Source organism: Jiangella asiatica (genome assembly GCF_004349065.1).
GTDB classification, from domain to species: domain Bacteria; phylum Actinomycetota; class Actinomycetes; order Jiangellales; family Jiangellaceae; genus Jiangella; species Jiangella asiatica.
In genome coordinates this window covers 112,789-131,434 of record NZ_SMKZ01000005.1, presented here as the reverse complement: position 1 = coordinate 131,434, position 18,646 = coordinate 112,789, and the positions used below count along the sequence as shown (strand labels likewise).

Below are 18,646 nucleotides of genomic sequence, written 5' to 3'. Positions count from 1 at the left end.
CGGGTTTACTTGGCCCATGAGCGCTGACCAGTGGTACGTCGACCGACTGGACCTCGCCGGCTACCTGAAGCGGGTCGGCGCCGCCGTCCGAGAGCCGAGCCGCGCCGCTCTCGACGAGCTCCACGAGGCGCACGTCCGGACCTTCACCTTCGACAACATCGACGTGCTGCTCCAGCAGCACCCGGGAGCCGGTCTCGACGCGATCCAGGGCAAGTTCGTGGGCCGGGGCAGGGGCGGCTACTGCTTCGAGCACGCGACCATCTTCGCCGCGGCGCTGGAGCGGCTGGGTTACGACGTACGCCGCCATCTCGGGCGCGTCGGTGACCCGGCCGACGGCAGCCAGCAGGGGCGGACCCACATGGTCGTCGAGGTGGTGCTGGACGGGCAGCGGCTGCTGTGCGACACCGGGTTCGGGATGAGCGTGCTGCGGCCGATCCCGCTGGCCGACGGCGCGGAGGACGACCACCGCGGCTGGCGCTACCGCATCGACCGCAACAGTGGGACGTGGGAGATGCGCCGCTGGCGCGACGAGGGCTGGCTGATGATGCACACCACCGACGAGCTGACCGTGCTGCCGGTCGATGTCGCGATCGGGCACCACTACACGAGCACCCATCCGGCGTCGCACTTCACCCGCACGCTGGTGATCGCCCGCCACCTGCCCGGCCGGCACGTCACCGTCACCCACGAGACGGTCACGGTGCGGCGTGCCGACGCACCCACCGAGCACCGGCCGTTGGGGGAGGGCGAGCTCACCGAGTGGCTGCGGGTCCTCGAGGTGCCGCTCACCGGCGACGAGGAACGGCGCCTTCTGGGGCGGGTCGCCACGGTGCGGACTGCTCGGACGTGACCGCGCCGCCGGTGCGGCCGGTGGGCCTCGGGAGGCCGCGACACCGATACGCGAGATTTTCGCTGGCGGTCGTCACAAGGGTTTCTCGTGCTCTACCACGCCTGCAATCGTGGTGAGGCGCAAGGAATCCTGGTGATGTGCGCGATCGTCCGTCCTGAAACGGGCTCACATATGTCTGAAATGCCCCTTTCGGGGTAGCGTCTCCAGAGGTGGCACCCGGGCCTGCGGGTCCGGACGGAGCACCGGAACGGGGAGATCATGACCGACTTCGTCGTCCAGATGGAGCAGACGCTGCGGACGACCAGTCCAGCTGGGCGTCGCGCGATGCTGCGGGGGCTGATGCCGGTCGTCGCCCGGTGGTTCGAGGAGTCCTTGGAACCAGGCGACCGCCCGGGCTCGGCCGACGTCACGTTGATGCTGTGGGCCGACCAAGTCTCCGCGGGCCTGATCGGGCCCCTGTGCGCGGCGACGCAGCGCGCACGGTCGTCCGTGGCGGCCGTCGAGCGGGTCCGGCAGGTCGAGCGCTGGCGGCGCCGGCGCGGCGGTGCCGACCTGACCGAGGCCGAGGCGCGCCCGGCAGCTGACGGCTGACCCCGCGGGCGGCCCCTCCGGGTCGGCGGGAAGTGGCGCGCGACGGGCCGCGAGCTGACCGACGGAGAGAAGGGCTACTACTGACGAGAACCTCACCGTCGGGCGCGCAGTACCCGTCCGGGCCGCTCGGCGGTCTGGGCGCCGTCGTCGATCACCAGCCGGCCGTTGACGAGGACGTGCGTGACGCCGATCGGTGGCCGGCCCGGGTCGAGGTAGGTCGCCCGGTCGGCGATGGTGGCGGGGTCGAAGACGACGGCGTCAGCGGCCAGGCCCGGCCGGAGGACGCCACGGTCGGTGATGCGCAGCCGGTCGGCGACGGCGCTGGTCATCGAGTGGATGGCGGTGGCGAGCTCGAGGTCGCCCAGCTCGCGGACGTACCGGCCGAGCACGCGGGCGTGGGCCCCGAACGCCCGGGGATGCGGTCGGCGGCCGTCCTGCTCGTATGGCAGTGCCGAGCCGTCGGAGCCAACCAGCGTCTGTGGGTGGCGCAGGAACTCGCGCATGTCGTCCTCGGTCCGGTAGAAGAGCACGACCTGTACCCGGTTGCCGCCGGCACGGCACAGCTCCAGCACGTACCTGGCCTCCGACACCCCCGCGGCTTCGGCGGCCCGCAGCACCGTTGCCCCTTCCGGGGCGTCGAGGACCCCGTCGGTCCGCGCCAGGATCACGCGGTCCCAGAACCAGGGAATGCGCCCGCCATCGCCCCAGCCCGCGGCCAGCTCGGCCTCGGCGCGGCGCAGGACGGACGGGTCGGCCAGCCGCGTGCGCATCGCATCGACGCCGCCCTCGTGCACCCAGGCCGGAAGGTACTGGGTGAGCGCGGAGGCCGACGCGTCGTACGGGTAGACGTCTGCCGCGAGGTCCACACCGTCGTCGCGGTGGCGGTCGATCACCGTCAGCAGCTCGCCGGCCCGGCCCCACCGGTCCGGCTCGTTGATGGCCAGATGGGAGAACTGGATCCTCGCCCCGGTGTCACGACCCAGGCGACCGGCCTCGTCGATCGCGTCGACGCTGCTGCCGCGGGCATGCGTGGCGTACAGCCGGTCGTGCCGGGCGAGCATCCGGCACAGAGCCGTGAGCTCCGCGGTGTCGGCGTAGCGGGACGGGACGTAGGTCAGCCCCGTGGACAGCCCGAACGCGCCCTGCTCCAGTTGCTCGGACAACAGTGCGCACATGGCGGCGAGCCGCTGCGGTGGCAACCGCGCGTCCATGCCGTTCGCGGCAATGCGTAGTTGGCCGTGGCCGACCAGTGCGGCCACGTTGACGGCCGTGCCGCCTCCTTCCAGGGCGGCCGCGTAGCCCGCGAAATCCCGCCAGTCCGGCGACACCGGGTCGTCGCCGATGCCCGCCAGCAGCTCCACGTGGTCGCCAAGGTGCCGCGACACCAGCGGGAAGGCCGAGAAACCGCAGTTGCCGACGACCTCGGTGGTGACACCCTGATGGACCTTGCTCTGCGCTCGGCCATCGAGCAGCACGCTCACGTCGGAATGGGTGTGGATGTCGATGAATCCCGGAGCCACGACCAGGCCGCCGGCGTCGACGACGCGTGCCGCGGCGACTGGCGCCCCAGGCGGGAGCAGGGCCTCGATGCGACCGTCGTCGACCAACACGTCCCCGCGTACCGCGGGCGTGCCGGTACCGTCCAGCACGGCCGCGCCGCGGATCACCAGACGATCCATCCGGCCTCCCATCGTCCGTGCGGCCTTCTCGTGGCTCAGGAGTGCACCCACCCGCCGTCGACGGTGACCACCTGACCCGTGACGAACGAACTGTCGTCGCTGGCCAGGAAGACGAAGGCGCCCGTGAGGTCGTCGGCGAACCCGCGCCGCCGCAGCGCCTGGTGGCGGGTGACCTCGTCGAAGACGGCGTCGCCGTCGGGGAACGTCGCGACCTCGTGCTCGGTCCGGATGGCGCCGGGCATCACGGCGTTGACCCGCACGCCGTCCGCGCCCGTCTCGCGCGCCAGCGCCCTGGTCAGCCCGATGATCGCGGCCTTGCTGGCGGTGTAGTGCAGGGCACCGGGTTGGCCGGTGCGGACCATGATGCTCGTGACGTTGATGACGCAGCCTCGCCCGTGGGCGCGCAGGTCCGGGTAGGCGGCCCTGGTGAGCAGCCACGACGCGCGGACGTTGACCTGCTGGACGTGGTCCCACTGCTCGACGGTCAGGTCCAGCCACCCCGCCCGAGCCGAGGCCGCGGCGTTGTTGACGACGACGTCGATGGGGCCGAGCGCGTCTCGTGTCGCGGCCACGAGGCGCTCGATGTCGGCCGGCCGGGCCAGGTCGGCGCCGACGGCGACCGCGCGTCCGCCGGCCGTGACGATCTCCGCGACGAGCTTCTCGGCGTCCTCGGCCGCCTCGAGCGTCGGCTCGTGGCCCACGGCGACGGCGGCTCCCTCCACGGCGTACGCCCGGGCGACCGCCGCGCCGATGCCGCGGGAGGCGCCGGTGACGACGGCGACCCGCCCGGCCAGTCTGGTGCCGTTCACGGTCGATCCCGGAGTTTCACTGGTTGCAACAGCTGATTCGCCTGGTAGGATTCGGGGCGCGGGTGAGACCGCGCGGACGGACGGATGCCCCGACCGTGCCGGATCATTATGATCGTGCAACCGTCGAAGGCAGGGAGTTCACGATGGGCGAGGCAGAGCCGGCCGAGAACCGATCCGGCATTCGCGCCGTGAACCGGGTGTGCGACGTCCTCGACCTGGTCCAGGCCCACCCGAAGGGCTTCTCCCTCAACCAGGTCGCCGCCGTCACGCAGCTGCCCAAGAGCTCGGCCTACCGCTATCTCATCACCCTCGAGGAGCGCCGCTACGTCATGCGGGACCCCGCCAGTGGCCTGTTCCGGATGGGGGCGGCATTCCTGCCGTTGCAGTCGCAGCAGCTCGCTCTGCTGGGCGACCGCGTCCGGCCGTACCTCGTCCGGCTGCGCGACGGGTTCGACGAGACGGCCAACCTCGGGATCCTGGACGGCTACCGGGTCTCCTACGTCGAGATCGTCGAGAGCCCGTACTCCGTCCGGCTGGCGGCCCGCCCCGGCGACCGCGACCAGCTCCACTGCACGGCGCTGGGCAAGGCCATCGCCTCCACTCTGGACCTCGACCGTGTCAAGGCCATCCTCGCCGCCGAGGGCATGCCCCGGCACACGGATTCGACCATCACCAGCCTCGACGCCTACGTCGACGAGCTGGAGCTCACCCGCGCCCGAGGGTATGCCGTCGACGACGCCGAGAACGAGCGCGACGGACGGTGCGTGGCGGTCCCGCTCTCCGGCCTGAACTTGCCAGCCTCCATCAGCGTCTCCGCGCCCGCCTCGAGGCTGCAACTCGACGACATCCCCAAGGTCGCCGAGGCTCTGGCCGAGGTCGCCGCGGAACTGTCGGCGTCGGTCGGCTGAGCGCGACCCACCCATCCGAAGCGCACCCTTCACGCACGCACCGCCGCGACCACGTCGATCTCGAACTTGATCCGTTCGGTGAGGCAGTTGGCGATCGTCGTGCGCGCCGGCAACGGCGGGCTGAAGTAGTCGCGGTACCGGGCGTTGAACTCGGGCAGATCGGCCGGGTCGTGCACGTAGGCACCCACCTTGACGACGTCGCCGAGGTCCAGGCCGAAGCCGGCGAGGACGCGTTCGACGTTCCGGATCGACCGGTCCATCTCCTCGGCGAACGTGCCCGGCACGATCGCCCCGGACTCGTCCACCGATGCCTGCCCGGAGACGAAGACCAGCCCGCCGGCTACGACAGCGGGGGAGAAGTTGGCCGTATTGCCGTCGGTGTTCGTCGATGCTCGGTCGGTCATGTCGCTCCAGTTCCAGGGTCGGTGTGGATGTACCGGGCGGGCCGCCTGCCCGCGGCTGGGCGGCTCAGATGATCCAGGCATGCCAGTTCTCCTCGGCGGACACCGCCCTGGAGGCGCGGAGGCGCTCGAGCGCGGTACCGATCTCGCGGACGAAGCCCCAGTGCTCACGGAGCGTGGCCGGACGCAGGTAGGCGGGCGTGATGCGGGCTGTGGCACGCATCAGCTCGACTCCACGGCGGGTGAGCTCGGCCGCGGCGTCGTCACCGGTGGTGGCGGGGGAGCGGGCGGCACTCAGCAGGTCGAGCAGCAGCGCCAACGAGTCGGCCGTCCGGACCGCCTGCCGGGCCCAGGACTCGGCCGGGTCGCCCCAGAACCGGACCGGCCGGCCGGCCGGCATGAGCTCGACGGCGTCCAGCAGGGTCTCGCGCGCCTGGCGGTAGACATCGGCCAAGGGCGGCTGAGTGATGGCCGTCGCCGCCACGATGTCGTCGGGATAGGTGGTGACGCCTGCCGCGGACGTCGAGAAGTACGGCAGGACGTGATGGAGCACGTACATCATCAGCGGATAGCTGGCGGTCACGGTGCTGGCGAGGGAGAGCGCGTGGGTGGCCGCAGCGGCGTCGTCCGGGCACAGCCACCGCGCCCACCGTGCGCGGAAGCCGGTCGAGCCGCCCGATTCCTCGAGGTTCCACGCCAGATCGGCCAGGCACGCGACGTTGGCGTGGTCGGCCGGGTTGGGCATCGTGTACGCGAACGCGCCGACGGCTCCCGCACTGTGCCCGCGCCGCAGCACAGTCTCGATGTTGGGGCCGAAGTCCTGGGCGAACAGTGTCGCGAACAGGCCGGTGGTGGGCGTCACCCAGGTCGGTGCCCGGCCGGCGTCGGGCACCGGCACCGGGTCGTTGTACTTCCACCAGGCGATGACCGGCGTGGGCAACCCGGCCGCGGCCGCCCGGTCCAGATAGGCGTCGAGGACCCTCTCGCGCACCAGGGTGTCGTGCCAGTGGACCATGCCGATGCCGTGCTCGGCCAGCAGCGTGCCGACCGCGACGAGGTACTCGACCAGCTGCTCGCCTGGAGTCAGCTCGCGGCAGCCCGCACAGCGGCAGTACGGGCTGACGGTGCGCAGGCGGTCGGCCGGGTCGACGTTGCGGATCGGGTAGTACTCGTCGCCGGCGACGTGCAGCAGCCGCACGCCGGCCGGCTCGAGGTGCTGGCGAACGAGGTTCTCGATGACGGCGAGCAGTGCCGAGCGCGCCGCCGGCCGGCTGACGCAGTACCCGTACCCGGTCGGCTCGCCGTCGTCGTCCAGCGCGGACAGCTCGGGCACCAGCCGGGGCAGCAGCGTCGAGTGGCCCGGGCCGCCGAGATGCGGGATCACGTCGATGCCCTGGCCCGCCGCGTACCGCACCACCTCGGCCAGCAGGTCGTCGGCGAAGAACGTGGGCAGGTAGTCGAGCGCGACCTCACCGCCGGTCGCCGGGTTCCACGTCACCACCCGCTGCGGCGTCCTCAGCCGCGGAAAGTCGTCCAGGGGCACGAACAGGTATTCGCTGCGGGTGTCGTCGTGCCGGATGTCCCAGCAGCCGTAAACCGAGATGCCGACGGTGTTGAGCTTGAGCTGGCCGGCCCGGTCGATGAACGCCCGCCAGTCCGCCGCGTCCATCAGGTCGGTGCCGGCGAACGACTCGGCGAACAGTCCCCGTCGCCGGTACGTGGGATGGTCGGCGATCCGCACCCGCGGCAGGCCGTCGGTGCCGCCCCCGTCCCAGAGGTCGACCAGCGTGCGGGCGGCGTGCAGCGCGCCGTGCGGGTCTCCGGCGCGCACGTGCACACCGTCGGCGTCCACGTCCAGCTCGTAGCCCTCGGGCTCGGTGGTGGTCCGGTGCAGCGTGACAGGCACCTCGGGCTCGCCGCCTGTGCCCACCTGCTCGAGCAGCCGTTCGAGGTGGGTCCGGAACGCCGCGAGGGCGTCGGGCACGTCGGCGAGTACCAGCCGGCCGACCTGGAGTGGGGAGTCGCCCCACTCCAGGCGGCGCGGCTGGGGGATCAGGACGGGGTGCGGCGCCATCGCCTCAGCCCCAGGCGAGCGGTCGCAGGTCCAGCTCGCTCGCCGAGCGGTATGGCTTCATCCCGACGAGGTCGTCGCGCATCGCCGACACCTCGTCCTGGTTGGCGATCGGGATGACGAAGGCTCGGTCGGCGAAATGCTCGACCGCCTGGCGGCGCAGGTCCGCCCACTCCGCGGTGTCTATGGCCTGGTCGGCGGCGGCCAGCAGCTGCCCGAACTCCTCGGAGCAGTCGCCGGCGAACCAGCCCGGGCACTGCCACGAGTCGGCCTGCTGCGGACCGCTGAGCACCGTCATCTGGTAGTCAGGGCTCTCGCCGAGGATCTGCTCCAGGTAGGTGGTGAGGTCCAGCCCGACCGGCTCGACGGAGATACCGACTTCGGTCAGCTGGGAACGCACCACCTCCATCGTCGCGGGGAAGAAGCCGCTGGTGATGTAGGTGAAGTCGATGGCGAGGTCTGGCACGCCCGCCTCGGCCAGCAGCGACTCGGCGCGGTCGGGGTCGTACGGATACGGGCAGTAGTCACTGTTCCACGCCACGTTCGGGGGGTTGACGAACACGCACGAAGGCTGGCCCAAACCACCGCTGGCGCCGTCGATGATGGGCTGCCGGTCGACGGCGTGTGCGATCGCCTGACGGACGCGCTCGTCCTGGAAGGCAGGGTCGGTGGCGTGGAGGACCAGGTAGATGAACTCCGAGCCAGCGGTGGTGACGCCCGTGAAGCCGTCGGTCTCGTTGATGCTGTCGAACCGCTCCAGGCCCTCGCCGATCAGGTTACTGACCAGATCGACGTCGCCAGCCAGCAGCGCATTGAGCGAGGCGGTCTCGTCGGCGAAGAACTGCCACGTGACGTCCTCGAAGAACGGCAGGTCCGTCCAGTAGTCGTCGAACCGCGCCAGCGACACCGACACGCCGTTCCGCCACTCCTCGAAGCTGTACGGCCCGGTGCCGAGCGGCTGCTGGGCGAGCCCTTCAGCGGAGCCCTCGGGGATGATCAGGCCCGCTATGCCGGACATGCCCTGCAGGAAGTTCTGGCTGGGCCGGTCGAGGCTGACGGTGACGACGTTCTCGGCGGTCTTGTCGATGGCCGACACCGCCGCGAACGGGCCGGAGATCTCGCCCTGCGGCGAGGCCTGGCTCGTCGTGAGGGAGTACACGACGTCGTCGGCGGTCAGCTCGCTTCCGTCGTGGAACGTGGCCTCGCGGATGGTGAACGTGTACTGGAGCCCGTCCGGGCTGACCTCGTAGGACTCCGCCAGTAGTGGCTCGAAGCTCCCGTCCTCGGTCTTCTCGAGCAGCGGCTCGACGACGTTGTGCACGACGAGCGCCTTGATGGCCGTCGCGGCGTTCTGCAGGTAGTTCCAGTCCGGCGGCTCCTGAGGGAACGCCACGCGCAGCGACGTGGACTGCTCGCCCGATCCGCCGCCGCCATCGCCTCCGCCGGAGCCGGCCAGCTGGCCGCCGTCGTCGCCGCAGCCGGCCAACACCAGCGCCGTCGTGAGCGCGACGGCCCCCGCGCCGTGCCGGGCACGGCGGCCGCGCCACGCGAGCCGGTCTCGCAGCGCTGACTTCCGTGTGCTGTTCACGAACGTTCTCCCCTCGTCGAGACCGAGCGTGGCTCGGTCGGCAGGTTCGGAAGGTCTCGCGCGGAGGTCCCTGACGGCCGGCCGGCCGCCGCGAGCATCCCCCCGTCCACGGTGACGATCGAGCCGGTGACCCAGGCCGCGGCCGGGTCGAGCAGCATCCGGACCACGTGCGCGATCTCGGGTCCGCGTCCCCATCGGCCCAGCGGGATTCGGGCGCGGTCGCGCGCCTTCGCCTCCTCCGGCAGATCATTGATCATCGGGGTGTCGACACTGCCAGGACGGACGACGTTGACCGTGACGGCGTACTCGGCGAGCTCCAGAGCCAGGCACTGGCTGAAGCTCTCGACCGCTGCCTTGCTGGGTGCGTAGGCGCAACCGCCACGGGTACCGCCGACGGCGTTCACCGAGGACCAGTTGACGATCCGGCCGCCGCGGCCGGCAGCGACCATGTGGCGGGCCGCGGCGCGGTCGACGTTGACCGTGCCGAGGTAGTTCACCTCCATCAGCACACGCAGGTCGGCGCTGCTGGTGGTCAGCGCGTCGGCGGGCCGGCCGACCAGCGCCGCGGTGACGCAGAGCGCCCACGGCGGCCCGGAGGCCTCCACCAGCGCTCCGATCACTCGCTCGGCCGCGTCCTCGTCGGTGACATCGAGGACGGCGCCGGTCAGGCCGGAGGCCTCGATGCGCCCGCTGTCCAGGTCGCAGACCGACACGACCGCGCCCTCGGCCACGAGCGACCGCGCCAGCGGCAGGCCCATGCCGCCCAGCCCGACGACGATCACATGTTCGCCGGCCAGGCTGGCGGGCATGGCTGCCTCCTCCATGGGATTCGCGGCGCTCACCAGACCGTGGCTCCGCCGTCGACGATGATGTTCTGTCCAGTGATGTACGCGGCGTCCTCGGAGAGCAGGAAGCTGACCGGTCCGGCCACCTCGGCGGCCCGGCCGGTCCGCCGCAGCGGGACCTGCTCGGCGAGCGCGGTGAGGATCGCTGGATCGACCCGCTGACCGAGGGCGGCGGGTTTCGCGCCGCCGGACGCGGCGGACGCGACGGGCGTGGTGCCGGCTGCTTCGTTGGCCCACGGGATGTGGCCGGGGCTCACCGTGTTGACGGTGATGCCCCACGGCCCGACGGCCGTGGCGAGAGTTCTGGTGAGCTGGATCAGGGCGCCTTTGCTCGCGTCGTACGCCGACTGTCGCACCGGGCCGCGATCACCTGGCGTGCTCATCGGTGCGCGGGCGCCGTAGCCGTGGTTGTTGAAGCCGACCACGCCGTAGATGGAGCCGATGTTGACGATGCGGCCGGTGCCGTGCGGGCGCATGTGCTCGATCGCCGCCTGGCTGAGGAAGAACGCCGCGTCGAGGTTGACCTCGAAGATCGCGCGCCAGGTCGCCACCGACTCGTCCAGCAGCGGTTCCACCGCGCTGAGACCGGCGTTGTTGACCAGCCCGAAGAGAATGCCTGGTCCGGCCGTGGCGCGAGCGATCACTTCCCGGCGGACGTCGGGCTGCCGGAGGTCGCCGACGACGATGGTGGCGAGCTCTCCGTGGTCGGGCGCGAGACGAGCCGTCTCCGTCAGCTGGACGCCGTCCGGGCCGGTCAGCGTGACCCGGAAGCCGTCGCGTAGGAGCCGCGCGGCGATCGCCCGGCCCAGGCCGGTGCCGGCGCCGGTGACGATGGCGGTGCGTTCAGGCAAGGGACACGACCTTCCCGGACCGCAGGGACTCCCGTGCAGCGAACACGATCTCGTTGAGCCGCAGCGACTCCGGGGGGCAGACCGGTACCGTCGCCCCGCGGGCGACTTCGACGAACGCGCGCACGGTGGCCGCCATCGCCGGGCCGACGCCGTCGAGGACGACGCGGTGCTCCCAGCGGTCGCCGTACACGCAGGCGCTGTAGGCCGGCCAGGTGACGAAACCGAGATGCTCGAAGACGGCGGTGCGCCCATCGGCGTACTCCAGGAGGACCACCTGCCGTTCGGTCCCGCCGATGGCACGCACCGTCGCCACGTCGCAGCCCATGAAGAGATTCACCATCTCTACGGCGTGGATGCCGTACAGCTCCAGCTCCAGGGGGCAGGGCACGTGAACGGCGCGCACCGCCCCCAGCCGGGTCCGCACGTACTCGCGAGCCGCGATCAGGTCGGGCGCCCACCGCAGCGCGGACCCGGTGTAACAGGGCACCCCATGGCGTTCGGCCAGCTCGAAGATCTCCCGGCCGGCGTCGAGCGAGTCGGCCAGCGGCTTGTCCACGAACGTCGGCAATCCACGCTCCAGCGCCATCGCCGCGTAAGCAGCGTGCGTCTCGGGCCGTTCGCTGAGGACCATGACCGCGTCGACGGCGGCGCAGACCGACTCCGCCGTCTCACACAGGTTCTCGATCCCGCAGGCGCGGCCGAGCAGGGCCGCCTCGCGCGGGTCCGCACTCCACAACGAGGTCACCCGGGCGCCGCTGATGGGCACGTCCGTGGCACCGGCCTCGGTCTGCTGCCGCAGATAGGTGCCCCACAGGTACATGTCCGCCACGGGCGTGCCGTCAGGGAGCACGGCAGGGATCGGCGCATCGAGCGCCCATCCGTTGAGGAAGGCCGTGAACGGATAGGCGTGGGTGTTGTCGGTGCCGATGATCCCGATCCGCAGCTCGGCGCCGGAGTCGCTGGTCATGTCAGGCATTCACCCCGTCGAGTGCCAGACCGACCGTCGGCAGTGGCCGGAAGTCGCTCAGTTGGGATGACCACGCGGTGATCTGCTTCTTGAAGTGCAACGGAGCCAACGGCACCTCCTCGGCCAGCAGGTCGGTCATCTCGGCGACGAGCGAGTCGCGGCTGGCGGGGTCCGGCGCCGCCAACGCCCGCCCGCTCAGCTCCTCCAACCGCTGCAGCGGCTCGCCGTCCCAGAACAACAGCGTCCGCGGGAACGAACCGGTGTACATCAGCCGCAGCAGCAGCACGGCGTCGGTGACGCCCAAGGCGGACGCGTCGCGCGAGGCCAGGTAGACATCGAAGCTCCCTTCGCTGACACGTGAGTACAACGACTCCTGCTCGCCGGAGACGATGTCCGGCCGGAAGCCGGCGTCGATGAGGTTCTGCTCCACGAGCGGCGTCTGTGAGTTGATCTCCTCGATATTCGTGGCAGCGAGCATGACGATGTCGAGGGGCTCGTTTCCGTAGCCCGCCTCGGCCAGCAGGGAACGGGCGTAGGCCGAATCGAAGCGGTAGACCGTCCGCGGTTCGGTATAGCTGGGATGGTCCGGGGAGAGGTGCCCGCCCCAAGCCGGCGTTGCCTGCCCGAAGTAGCTCGTCGCCGTGATCGTGTCACGGTCGATCGCGTACAGCGCGGCTCGCCGTACCCGTGGGTCGTCGAACGGCGGCTTCCCGCAGTTGAACAGCAGGTCCACCTGGTGATAGCTGGTGACGCTCTCGGCTTCCAGGCCGTCGGTGCCGGCGAGACTGTCCAACGAGCCCGCCTGCACCTGCTCGATGGCCTGCCACTGGCTGCTGCGCAAGCCGGCGGTGCGTGCGTTGGCATCGGCGACGACGTCCAACGCGACCTCGTCGAAGGCGAATGAGCGCGGGCCGGAGTACTGGTCGAACCGGCGAAGTGTCACCGCGTTGCCCGAGACCGCCGTGTCGACCCGGTAGGGGCCGGTCCCGATGGGCTTGAGCTCCAACGCTTCGGCGGACGCCTCGACAGCGGAGCGGGACTGGATCTTCGCCAGGGACAGGAGGGGCGCGAGCAGCGTCGTCGGCGACGTGAGGCTGAGCTCGACCTCATGGTCCCCGACCGAGCGCGCCTCCGCGACGATCTCGAAGAAGCCCATGAACAACGAGGCCGTCGCGGGGTCCTTGATCCGCCCGATCGTGAAGACGACATCGTCCGCGGTGAGCGGCGTGCCGTCGTGGAAGGTGACGCCTTGGCGCAGCGGAACCCGGTACGTCGTCTCGTCCAGCTGCCTGGGCAGTTCGGTGGCCAGCTCCGGGGTGACGTTCTCGCGCGGCGGGAAGGGATCGATCCGGTACAGGACCTCATGGATGAAGTCGGTCACGACGACGGTTCCGAACCAGGTCTGGGTGATCGGGTCCAGGGCGCCGAACACGTGGCTCAGCGCGCCGGCGAACTCGCCGCCGCCCGCGCCGCCCTGGGACGAGCCGTCCCCCGACTCCGACGGTGGAGCGGAGGAGGTGCACGCTCCCGCGACGCCGGCGATCGCGAGCAGGCCGACGCCGGCACCGGCCGTGCGCAGGAGCTCGCGCCGGGACAGCGGATCGGACCAGACCGCACTGAACGGCCGGTCGGGGTCGAGGTGGCGCATGGTGGTTCCCCTCTCTGGCACAGCGGTCATTGGTCATCGCCGGCCGCGTGCAGCGACGGCGCGGCGGCCAGCAGAGCCTGGGTGTACGGGTGCTGGGGGTCCTCGTAGATCCGCTCGGTCGGTCCCTGCTCGACGATCTCGCCGTTCAGCATCACCACGGTGTGGTCCGTGGCGAACCGGATCACGCGCATGTCGTGCGACACGACCAGCAGGGCGAGGTGCCGCTGCGCGCGGATCCCTTGCAGCAGGTTGAGGATCTGCGCCTGCACCGACACGTCGAGCGCGGACGTGGGCTCGTCGGCGACGATGAGGCTGGGCTCGACGGCGAGCGCGCGGGCGAGGGCGACTCGCTGGAGCTGGCCGCCGGACAGCGCCCGGACCGGCCGTTCGGCCATGGTCGCGGGCAGCCCCACACTCTCCAGCACCTCGCGGACCGTGGCGTCGCGGGAGCGGCGGTCGCCGATGCCCAGCACGACGAGCGGGTCGCGGACGACGGCGCCGACCGACAGCCGGGAGTTGAGCGAGCTGCGCGGGTCCTGGAACACCATGGCGGCGTCGCGGGCAAGGGTGCGGAACCGGGCCATCCGGGGGAGCCGGTAGATGTCGGTGTCGCGGTGGCGGACCTCGCCCGAGCTCGGCTCCACCAGGCCGAGCAGCGACCGGGCCAGCGTCGTCTTACCGGACCCGGACTCGCCGATCAGACCGACGGACTCACCGGCATGGACGGCCAGCGTCACCCCGGCCAGCGCTCGTGTGGTGGTCCCGTGGCCGTGGTAGTCGACGACGACGTCGCGGGCCTCGACGACGACGTTGCGCCCGGCGTCGTCGACCTGCACACCGGCGCTCGGCGGATCGGGCTCGGCGACGACCACCGGCCGCGTCGCCAGGGCGTCCGTCGCCGCCAACGGGTGGAAGCAGGCCAGCCGCCGCCCGTCGGCATGCACCAGGTCCGGACGGGTGGCGCACGTGTCGTCGGCCCGGGCGCACCGGTCGCGGAACCGGCAGCCGGAGACGAACCCCGTCGGCGGGCGCACGTGCCCGGAGATGGGCGCCAGCAGCGGCCATCGCTCCTCGAGGCTGAGGCTGGCGTTCAGCAGCCCGGCGGTGTAGGGATGGCGGGGCCGGCCCAGGATCTCAGCGGTGGGTCCGGACTCGACGACCTGGCCGGCATACATCACGGTGGTGTGGGACGCGACCTCCGAGACCAGCCCCAGGTCGTGACTGACGAACATCAGCGCGAAGCCGCGGCTGGCCTGCAGGCCCTGGAGCAGCTCCACCACTTGGCGCTGGACGGTGACGTCCAACGCCGTCGTGGGCTCGTCCGCGATCACCAGGGCGGGGTCGCGGGCCAGCGCGATCGAGATCAGCACGCGCTGCCGCTGGCCACCGGAGAGCTGGTACGGCTTGGCCCGCAGGATCCGCTCGGACTGCTCCAGGCCCACCGCTGCCAGCAGCTCCTCCGGCGACGTCGAGGAGCCGAGGCGGCAGACCTGCCGCAGCTGGGCGCCGACGGTCATTCCCGGGTTCAGGCTGGTCATAGCGTCCTGGAAGATGACGGCGATGCCGGCGCCGCGGATTCGGCGCAGCTCGCGGCGGGACATGGCGCGCACGTCGCGGCCGCGAAAGGCGACGGTGCCGGACACGTGCGCCGTCGGCGGCAGCAGGTGGGCCGCGGCCATGCCGAGCAGCGACTTCCCACAGCCGGACTCCCCGACGACGGCGACGGCCTCGCCGACGCCGATGGTGAGGTCGACGCCGTCGAGCACGGCCACGTCGCCGTAGCGCTTGGGGAAACCCACCCGCAGGTCGCGGACCTCCAGGAGCGGTGCCTCCGCGGCGCCGGGCCCTGGCGAGCCGGCGGGTACGGTCGTTGTCGTCGTCGGCGTCATCGGGACCTCAATCGTGTTCCGAGGGCTTCGGCGAACCGGTTCAGCGCGAGGACGGCGACCACGATGGCCAGGCCGGGGAAGAGCGAGACCCACCAGGCGCCGGCGCCGATGACGACCTGGCCGTCGCTGATGATGTTGCCCCACGACGGCGCGGGCGGCTTGATGCCGGCGCCGAGGAAGGAGAGGGCGGCCTCGGTGACCACGGCATCGGCCATCACCAGGGTCGTGTAGACCATGACCGGCAGCGCGGCGTTGAGCCCGATGTGGTAACCGACCAGCCGGATCTTGCGGGTGCCGAACAGGGTGGCGGCGGTGACGTAGTCCTCGCCGTTCTCGGCGAACACGGCCGCCCGGACCACTCGGGCCATCGGCGGCGTGTACACGATGCCCAGCACGATGACGGTGGTCCACAGGCTCGGGCCGATGGCGGCGGCCAGCACGATGGCCAGCAGGATGCCGGGGAAGGCCAGCCCGACGTCCATGACCCGCATGATGAGCTCGCCGACCCAGCCGCGGCTGCTGGCGGCGACCGCGCCGAGGATGCCGCCACCGACGAGTGCGGCCCCCGCGGCGCAGACGGCGACCAGCACACTCAGCCGGGCGCCGTGCACCACGCGGCTCAGCACGTCACGGCCGAGCTGATCGGTTCCGAACAGGTGGTCGGCGGAGGGACCCTCCAGCGCCCTGGACGCGTCGATGCCGGTCGGCGAGGCGGTGACGACCAGCGGTAGTACGACGAGAACGACCACGAGGACGACGCCCGTTCCGGTCAGCCACCGGGTCAGCGAATCGGTGCGCAGCGACGTCGTGTACCGGCTCATGACCGCGTCACCTCCGCCCCACGCGGGTTGAGCACCAGGTAGAGCAGGTCGACGATCACGTTCACGACGACGAACGAGACCGCGCCGACGATGGCCACCCCGCGCACGATGCCCAGGTCGCCCTGGCGCACGCCGGTGACCAGCAGCGTCCCCATGCCGGGGATGTTGAACACGGTTTCGACCAGGATGGCGCCGGACATCATCGCCCCGATGTAGACGCCGACGACGGTGATCGGCGTGATCAGGGCGTTGCGCAGCACGCTGCCGACGAGCACGGTGCCTGTGGACAGCCCGGCGCCGATGGCGGTGCGCACGTAGTCCTTGGCCAGCTCGTCGGCGACGGACGCGCGGATGACGCGGGTCATCGCGGCGGCGAACGGCAGCGCCAGCACGATCGCCGGCCCGATGAGCGAGGAGAACCAGTAGCTGAACCCGGTCGACAGCGGGGAGTACCCGCCGGCGGGCAGGACGCCGAGACCGACGGCGAACAGCTGCACGAACATCAGCCCGATCCAGAACTGCGGTGCGGCCTGGAAGAACGCCGCGACCACGCTGACGACGCGGTCCACCGGGCGGCCTTCGAACCAGGCTGCCACGATCCCGAGGACCAGCGAGCTCGCCACGGCGATGACGGTGGCCATCACCATCAGCTGCACCGTGATCGGCAGCGCCATGCCGATCAGGTCGTTCACCGACTCCGGACGGATGACGGACTCGCCGAGCCGCAGCTGGACCAGGTCGGCGAGGAACCGCGCGTACCGGACCGGCAGTGGGTCGTCCAGGCCGTTCTCCGCGGCGAACCGCTCACGCTGCTCGGCGTCGGCGAACACGCCCAGCGCGGCGCGGGCCGGGTCGTTCGGCGACAGGTCGATGACCACGAAGACCGTGAAAGAGACCCCGAGCAGGATGAGCGGTGCCAGGAGCAGGCGACGGCCCACCAGGCGGGCGTAGCGGCGGCGCCCGCCTGGCCGGGACCGAGGGCTCGAGGGCGCGGGCAGTCCGAGATCGGTCGCGGTGCTAGTGACCATCGCGGACCGGTCCTTGCTCGATGCGCTCCCTCACCTGGTGGTTGCGGGTCATCCGGTGACCCCGTCCAGCTCGACGCCGGAGGTCGGCAGGGGCCGGAAGCCCTGCAGCGTGCTGGACCAGCCGGTGAGGTAGTCGGCGCGGTGCAGCCGGCCCAGTGGCGCCTGCGTCTGCAGGATGTTCTGCGCCTCCGCCAGTGCCGTTGACCGCTCGGCGGCGTCGGCCGTGGTCAGCGCCAGATCCAGCAACTGCTCGACACGGTCGCGCTCGGGAGTGTTCCAGTACAGGAACTCGCGCGGGAGGCTCCCGTAGAACGACCAGCGCAACAGGAACTCCGCGTCGGTCGCGCCAAGTGCCGCGGTGTCGCTCTTGATGAGGAACAGGTTGTAGGTGCCCTCGGTGACCCGCGAGTACAGCGACTCCAGCTCGCCGGGGATCACGTTCGGCTCGAACCCGACCGCACGCAGGTTCTCCTCGATGATGGGCGTCTGCGAGGCGAGGAACTCCAGGTTGCCGGCCAGGAAGTCGATGGGGACGCCGCCGGCGGCGTACCCGGCCTCGGCGAGCAAGGTGCGTGCGTGCTCGGGGTCGTACCGGTAGACCAGGTCCGGTGCGGCGTACTCGGGGTTGTCCGGCGTGATGACGCCGTCCCAGGCCGGCGTCGCGTGGCCGAAGAAGCTGGTTTGGGTGATGGTGTCGCGGTCGATCGCGAACAGCACGGCCTGGCGGACCCGGACGTCGTCGAACGGTGGCTTGCCGCAGTGGAACAGCAGGCCGGTCTGGTGGTCGCCCGTCGCGCCCTCGACCTCGATGCCGTCGGTGGCGGCCAGGCTCTCGAACGAGCTGCTCGGCACGTCCTCGATGACGCGGGTCTGCCCGCTGCGCAGCCCGGAGACGCGGGCGTTGCCGTCGACGGTGACGTTCACGGTGAGCTCGTGGAAGGAGACGCTCGCCGGGCCGGTGTAGTCCTCGAACAGCGTCATCGAGACCTCCTGGCCGGACACGACGGACGCGACCCGGTACGGCCCGGTGCCGACCGGGGTCACCGTCAGCGCCTCCGGCGAGCTCTCGATCGCCCGCCGCGACATGCCCTTGACCAGCACCAGGCGCTGGGCCAGCAGCGTGGTGGGCTGGGTGAGGATGATCTCGACCTCGTGCTCGCCCACGGCCTGGACGGACTGGACGATCTCGAAGAACCGCGCGAACAGCGACCCCGCGGCCGGGTCCTTGATGCGTTCGATGGTGAAGACGATGTCATCGGCGGTGAGCGCCGTGCCGTCGTGGAACACCGCGTCGGTGCGCAGCGGGATGCGGTACGTGGTGGGGTCGACCTCGCGCGGCAGCTCGGTGGCCAGCTCCGGGCTGAGCTCGGCCCGGGGCGGGAACGGGTCGAGGCGGTACAGCGACTCGTAGACGAACCGGTTGATCGCGATGGTGCCGACCGCGGACGCCGTCGTCGGGTCCAGGTCGCTGAAGGTGTTCGCCATCGCCGTGCGCAGCTGGGCACTGGTGGATCCGGGGGAGTTGCCGCCCTCGCCGGCGTTGTCGCCGGCCGGTGCCTCCGCGGTGCAGGCGCCGACCGTCCCGCCGAGGCCGACGACGGCCAGGCCCACGCCGGCCGCGCGTAGGAGCTGCCGCCGGCTGAGCGCGTCGGACCACAGTGCCGCGAAGCCGTCGTCGTTCGTGAACCGTGTCATGTGTG

At 71.4% G+C, this 18,646-nt stretch carries 16 protein-coding genes; 3 read left to right on the top strand and 13 right to left on the bottom strand.

Going from position 1 to position 18,646, the window contains the following annotated elements:
* Positions 1-16 precede the first annotated feature (16 nt).
* Together E1269_RS05775 and E1269_RS05770 are read left to right on the top strand one after the other, a co-directional pair.
* Positions 17-850 (top strand): arylamine N-acetyltransferase family protein, encoded by an 834-nt coding sequence (locus E1269_RS05775; RefSeq protein ID WP_131892299.1) that lies wholly within the window; start codon positions 17-19, stop codon positions 848-850.
* 258 nt (positions 851-1,108) lie between these two features.
* Complete coding sequence (locus E1269_RS05770; RefSeq protein ID WP_131892297.1) at positions 1,109-1,441, top strand: hypothetical protein; 333 nt, start codon at positions 1,109-1,111, stop codon at positions 1,439-1,441.
* A 92-nt stretch (positions 1,442-1,533) separates the two neighbouring features.
* On the opposite strand, the gene E1269_RS05765 is transcribed toward E1269_RS05770, so the two are convergent.
* Both E1269_RS05765 and E1269_RS05760 read right to left on the bottom strand, forming a co-directional pair.
* Complete coding sequence (locus E1269_RS05765; RefSeq protein ID WP_162606247.1) at positions 1,534-3,120, bottom strand: N-acyl-D-amino-acid deacylase family protein; 1,587 nt, start codon at positions 3,118-3,120, stop codon at positions 1,534-1,536.
* Positions 3,121-3,155: 35 nt separating this feature from the next.
* The gene (locus tag E1269_RS05760; RefSeq protein ID WP_162606246.1) at positions 3,156-3,929 is read right to left on the bottom strand and encodes an SDR family NAD(P)-dependent oxidoreductase; all 774 of its coding nucleotides are present in this window, start codon (positions 3,927-3,929) and stop codon (positions 3,156-3,158) included.
* A 143-nt stretch (positions 3,930-4,072) separates the two neighbouring features.
* Here E1269_RS05760 and E1269_RS05755 point away from each other — a divergent pair, with 143 nt between their 5' ends.
* Positions 4,073-4,837, top strand: a complete 765-nt coding sequence (locus E1269_RS05755) for an IclR family transcriptional regulator (RefSeq protein ID WP_203432978.1) — start codon at positions 4,073-4,075, stop codon at positions 4,835-4,837.
* Positions 4,838-4,866: 29 nt separating this feature from the next.
* Here the strand turns inward: E1269_RS05755 and E1269_RS05750 are convergent, their stop codons facing one another.
* From E1269_RS05750 to E1269_RS05700, 11 genes are all read right to left on the bottom strand, one after another.
* Complete coding sequence (locus tag E1269_RS05750; protein ID WP_131892291.1) at positions 4,867-5,241, bottom strand: RidA family protein; 375 nt, start codon at positions 5,239-5,241, stop codon at positions 4,867-4,869.
* A 64-nt stretch (positions 5,242-5,305) separates the two neighbouring features.
* Positions 5,306-7,312: a glycoside hydrolase family 20 zincin-like fold domain-containing protein gene (locus E1269_RS05745; protein WP_131892289.1), complete on the bottom strand. Its 2,007-nt coding sequence runs from the start codon at positions 7,310-7,312 to the stop codon at positions 5,306-5,308.
* A 4-nt stretch (positions 7,313-7,316) separates the two neighbouring features.
* Positions 7,317-8,897: an ABC transporter substrate-binding protein gene (locus E1269_RS05740; protein WP_162606245.1), complete on the bottom strand. Its 1,581-nt coding sequence runs from the start codon at positions 8,895-8,897 to the stop codon at positions 7,317-7,319.
* On the bottom strand, positions 8,894-9,706 hold the full coding sequence (locus E1269_RS05735; RefSeq protein ID WP_162606244.1) for an SDR family NAD(P)-dependent oxidoreductase: 813 nt from the start codon (positions 9,704-9,706) through the stop codon (positions 8,894-8,896). Before E1269_RS05735 ends, E1269_RS05740 begins: the two co-directional genes overlap by 4 nt.
* 29 nt (positions 9,707-9,735) lie before the next feature.
* Positions 9,736-10,593 carry an SDR family NAD(P)-dependent oxidoreductase gene (locus E1269_RS05730; RefSeq protein WP_162606243.1) on the bottom strand — a complete coding sequence of 286 codons (858 nt, stop codon included), beginning with the start codon at positions 10,591-10,593 and terminating at the stop codon, positions 9,736-9,738.
* Entirely contained in the window at positions 10,586-11,560 is a 975-nt protein-coding gene (locus tag E1269_RS05725) for a Gfo/Idh/MocA family protein (RefSeq protein WP_162606242.1), read from the bottom strand. The genes E1269_RS05730 and E1269_RS05725 overlap by 8 nt, the downstream gene beginning before the upstream one ends.
* A 1-nt stretch (position 11,561) precedes the next feature.
* Positions 11,562-13,208 (bottom strand): ABC transporter substrate-binding protein, encoded by a 1,647-nt coding sequence (locus E1269_RS05720; RefSeq protein ID WP_131892279.1) that lies wholly within the window; start codon positions 13,206-13,208, stop codon positions 11,562-11,564.
* A 26-nt stretch (positions 13,209-13,234) separates the two neighbouring features.
* Entirely contained in the window at positions 13,235-15,097 is a 1,863-nt protein-coding gene (locus E1269_RS05715) for a dipeptide ABC transporter ATP-binding protein (protein WP_131892277.1), read from the bottom strand.
* On the bottom strand, positions 15,094-15,918 hold the full coding sequence (locus tag E1269_RS05710) for an ABC transporter permease (protein WP_131892275.1): 825 nt from the start codon (positions 15,916-15,918) through the stop codon (positions 15,094-15,096). The genes E1269_RS05715 and E1269_RS05710 overlap by 4 nt, the downstream gene beginning before the upstream one ends.
* On the bottom strand, positions 15,915-16,946 hold the full coding sequence (locus E1269_RS05705) for an ABC transporter permease (RefSeq protein WP_131892273.1): 1,032 nt from the start codon (positions 16,944-16,946) through the stop codon (positions 15,915-15,917). Before E1269_RS05705 ends, E1269_RS05710 begins: the two co-directional genes overlap by 4 nt.
* Positions 16,947-16,994: 48 nt before the next feature.
* A complete protein-coding gene (locus tag E1269_RS05700) occupies positions 16,995-18,641 on the bottom strand; it encodes an ABC transporter substrate-binding protein (RefSeq protein WP_162606241.1) in 1,647 nt (548 codons plus the stop codon).
* Positions 18,642-18,646: the final 5 nt, after the last annotated feature.

Bases quoted from the DNA above. Each gene is read 5' to 3' on its own strand.
- E1269_RS05775 (WP_131892299.1), top strand. From the start codon at position 17: ATGAGCGCTGACCAGTGGTACGTCGACCGACTGGACCTCGCCGGCTAC.
- E1269_RS05770 (WP_131892297.1), top strand. From the start codon at position 1,109: ATGACCGACTTCGTCGTCCAGATGGAGCAGACGCTGCGGACGACCAGT.
- E1269_RS05765 (WP_162606247.1), bottom strand. From the start codon at position 3,120: ATGGATCGTCTGGTGATCCGCGGCGCGGCCGTGCTGGACGGTACCGGC.
- E1269_RS05755 (WP_203432978.1), top strand. From the start codon at position 4,073: ATGGGCGAGGCAGAGCCGGCCGAGAACCGATCCGGCATTCGCGCCGTG.
- E1269_RS05750 (WP_131892291.1), bottom strand. From the start codon at position 5,241: ATGACCGACCGAGCATCGACGAACACCGACGGCAATACGGCCAACTTC.
- E1269_RS05745 (WP_131892289.1), bottom strand. From the start codon at position 7,312: ATGGCGCCGCACCCCGTCCTGATCCCCCAGCCGCGCCGCCTGGAGTGG.
- E1269_RS05735 (WP_162606244.1), bottom strand. From the start codon at position 9,706: ATGCCCGCCAGCCTGGCCGGCGAACATGTGATCGTCGTCGGGCTGGGC.
- E1269_RS05725 (WP_162606242.1), bottom strand. From the start codon at position 11,560: ATGACCAGCGACTCCGGCGCCGAGCTGCGGATCGGGATCATCGGCACC.
- E1269_RS05720 (WP_131892279.1), bottom strand. From the start codon at position 13,208: ATGCGCCACCTCGACCCCGACCGGCCGTTCAGTGCGGTCTGGTCCGAT.
- E1269_RS05715 (WP_131892277.1), bottom strand. From the start codon at position 15,097: ATGACGCCGACGACGACAACGACCGTACCCGCCGGCTCGCCAGGGCCC.
- E1269_RS05710 (WP_131892275.1), bottom strand. From the start codon at position 15,918: ATGAGCCGGTACACGACGTCGCTGCGCACCGATTCGCTGACCCGGTGG.
- E1269_RS05705 (WP_131892273.1), bottom strand. From the start codon at position 16,946: ATGGTCACTAGCACCGCGACCGATCTCGGACTGCCCGCGCCCTCGAGC.
- E1269_RS05700 (WP_162606241.1), bottom strand. From the start codon at position 18,641: ATGACACGGTTCACGAACGACGACGGCTTCGCGGCACTGTGGTCCGAC.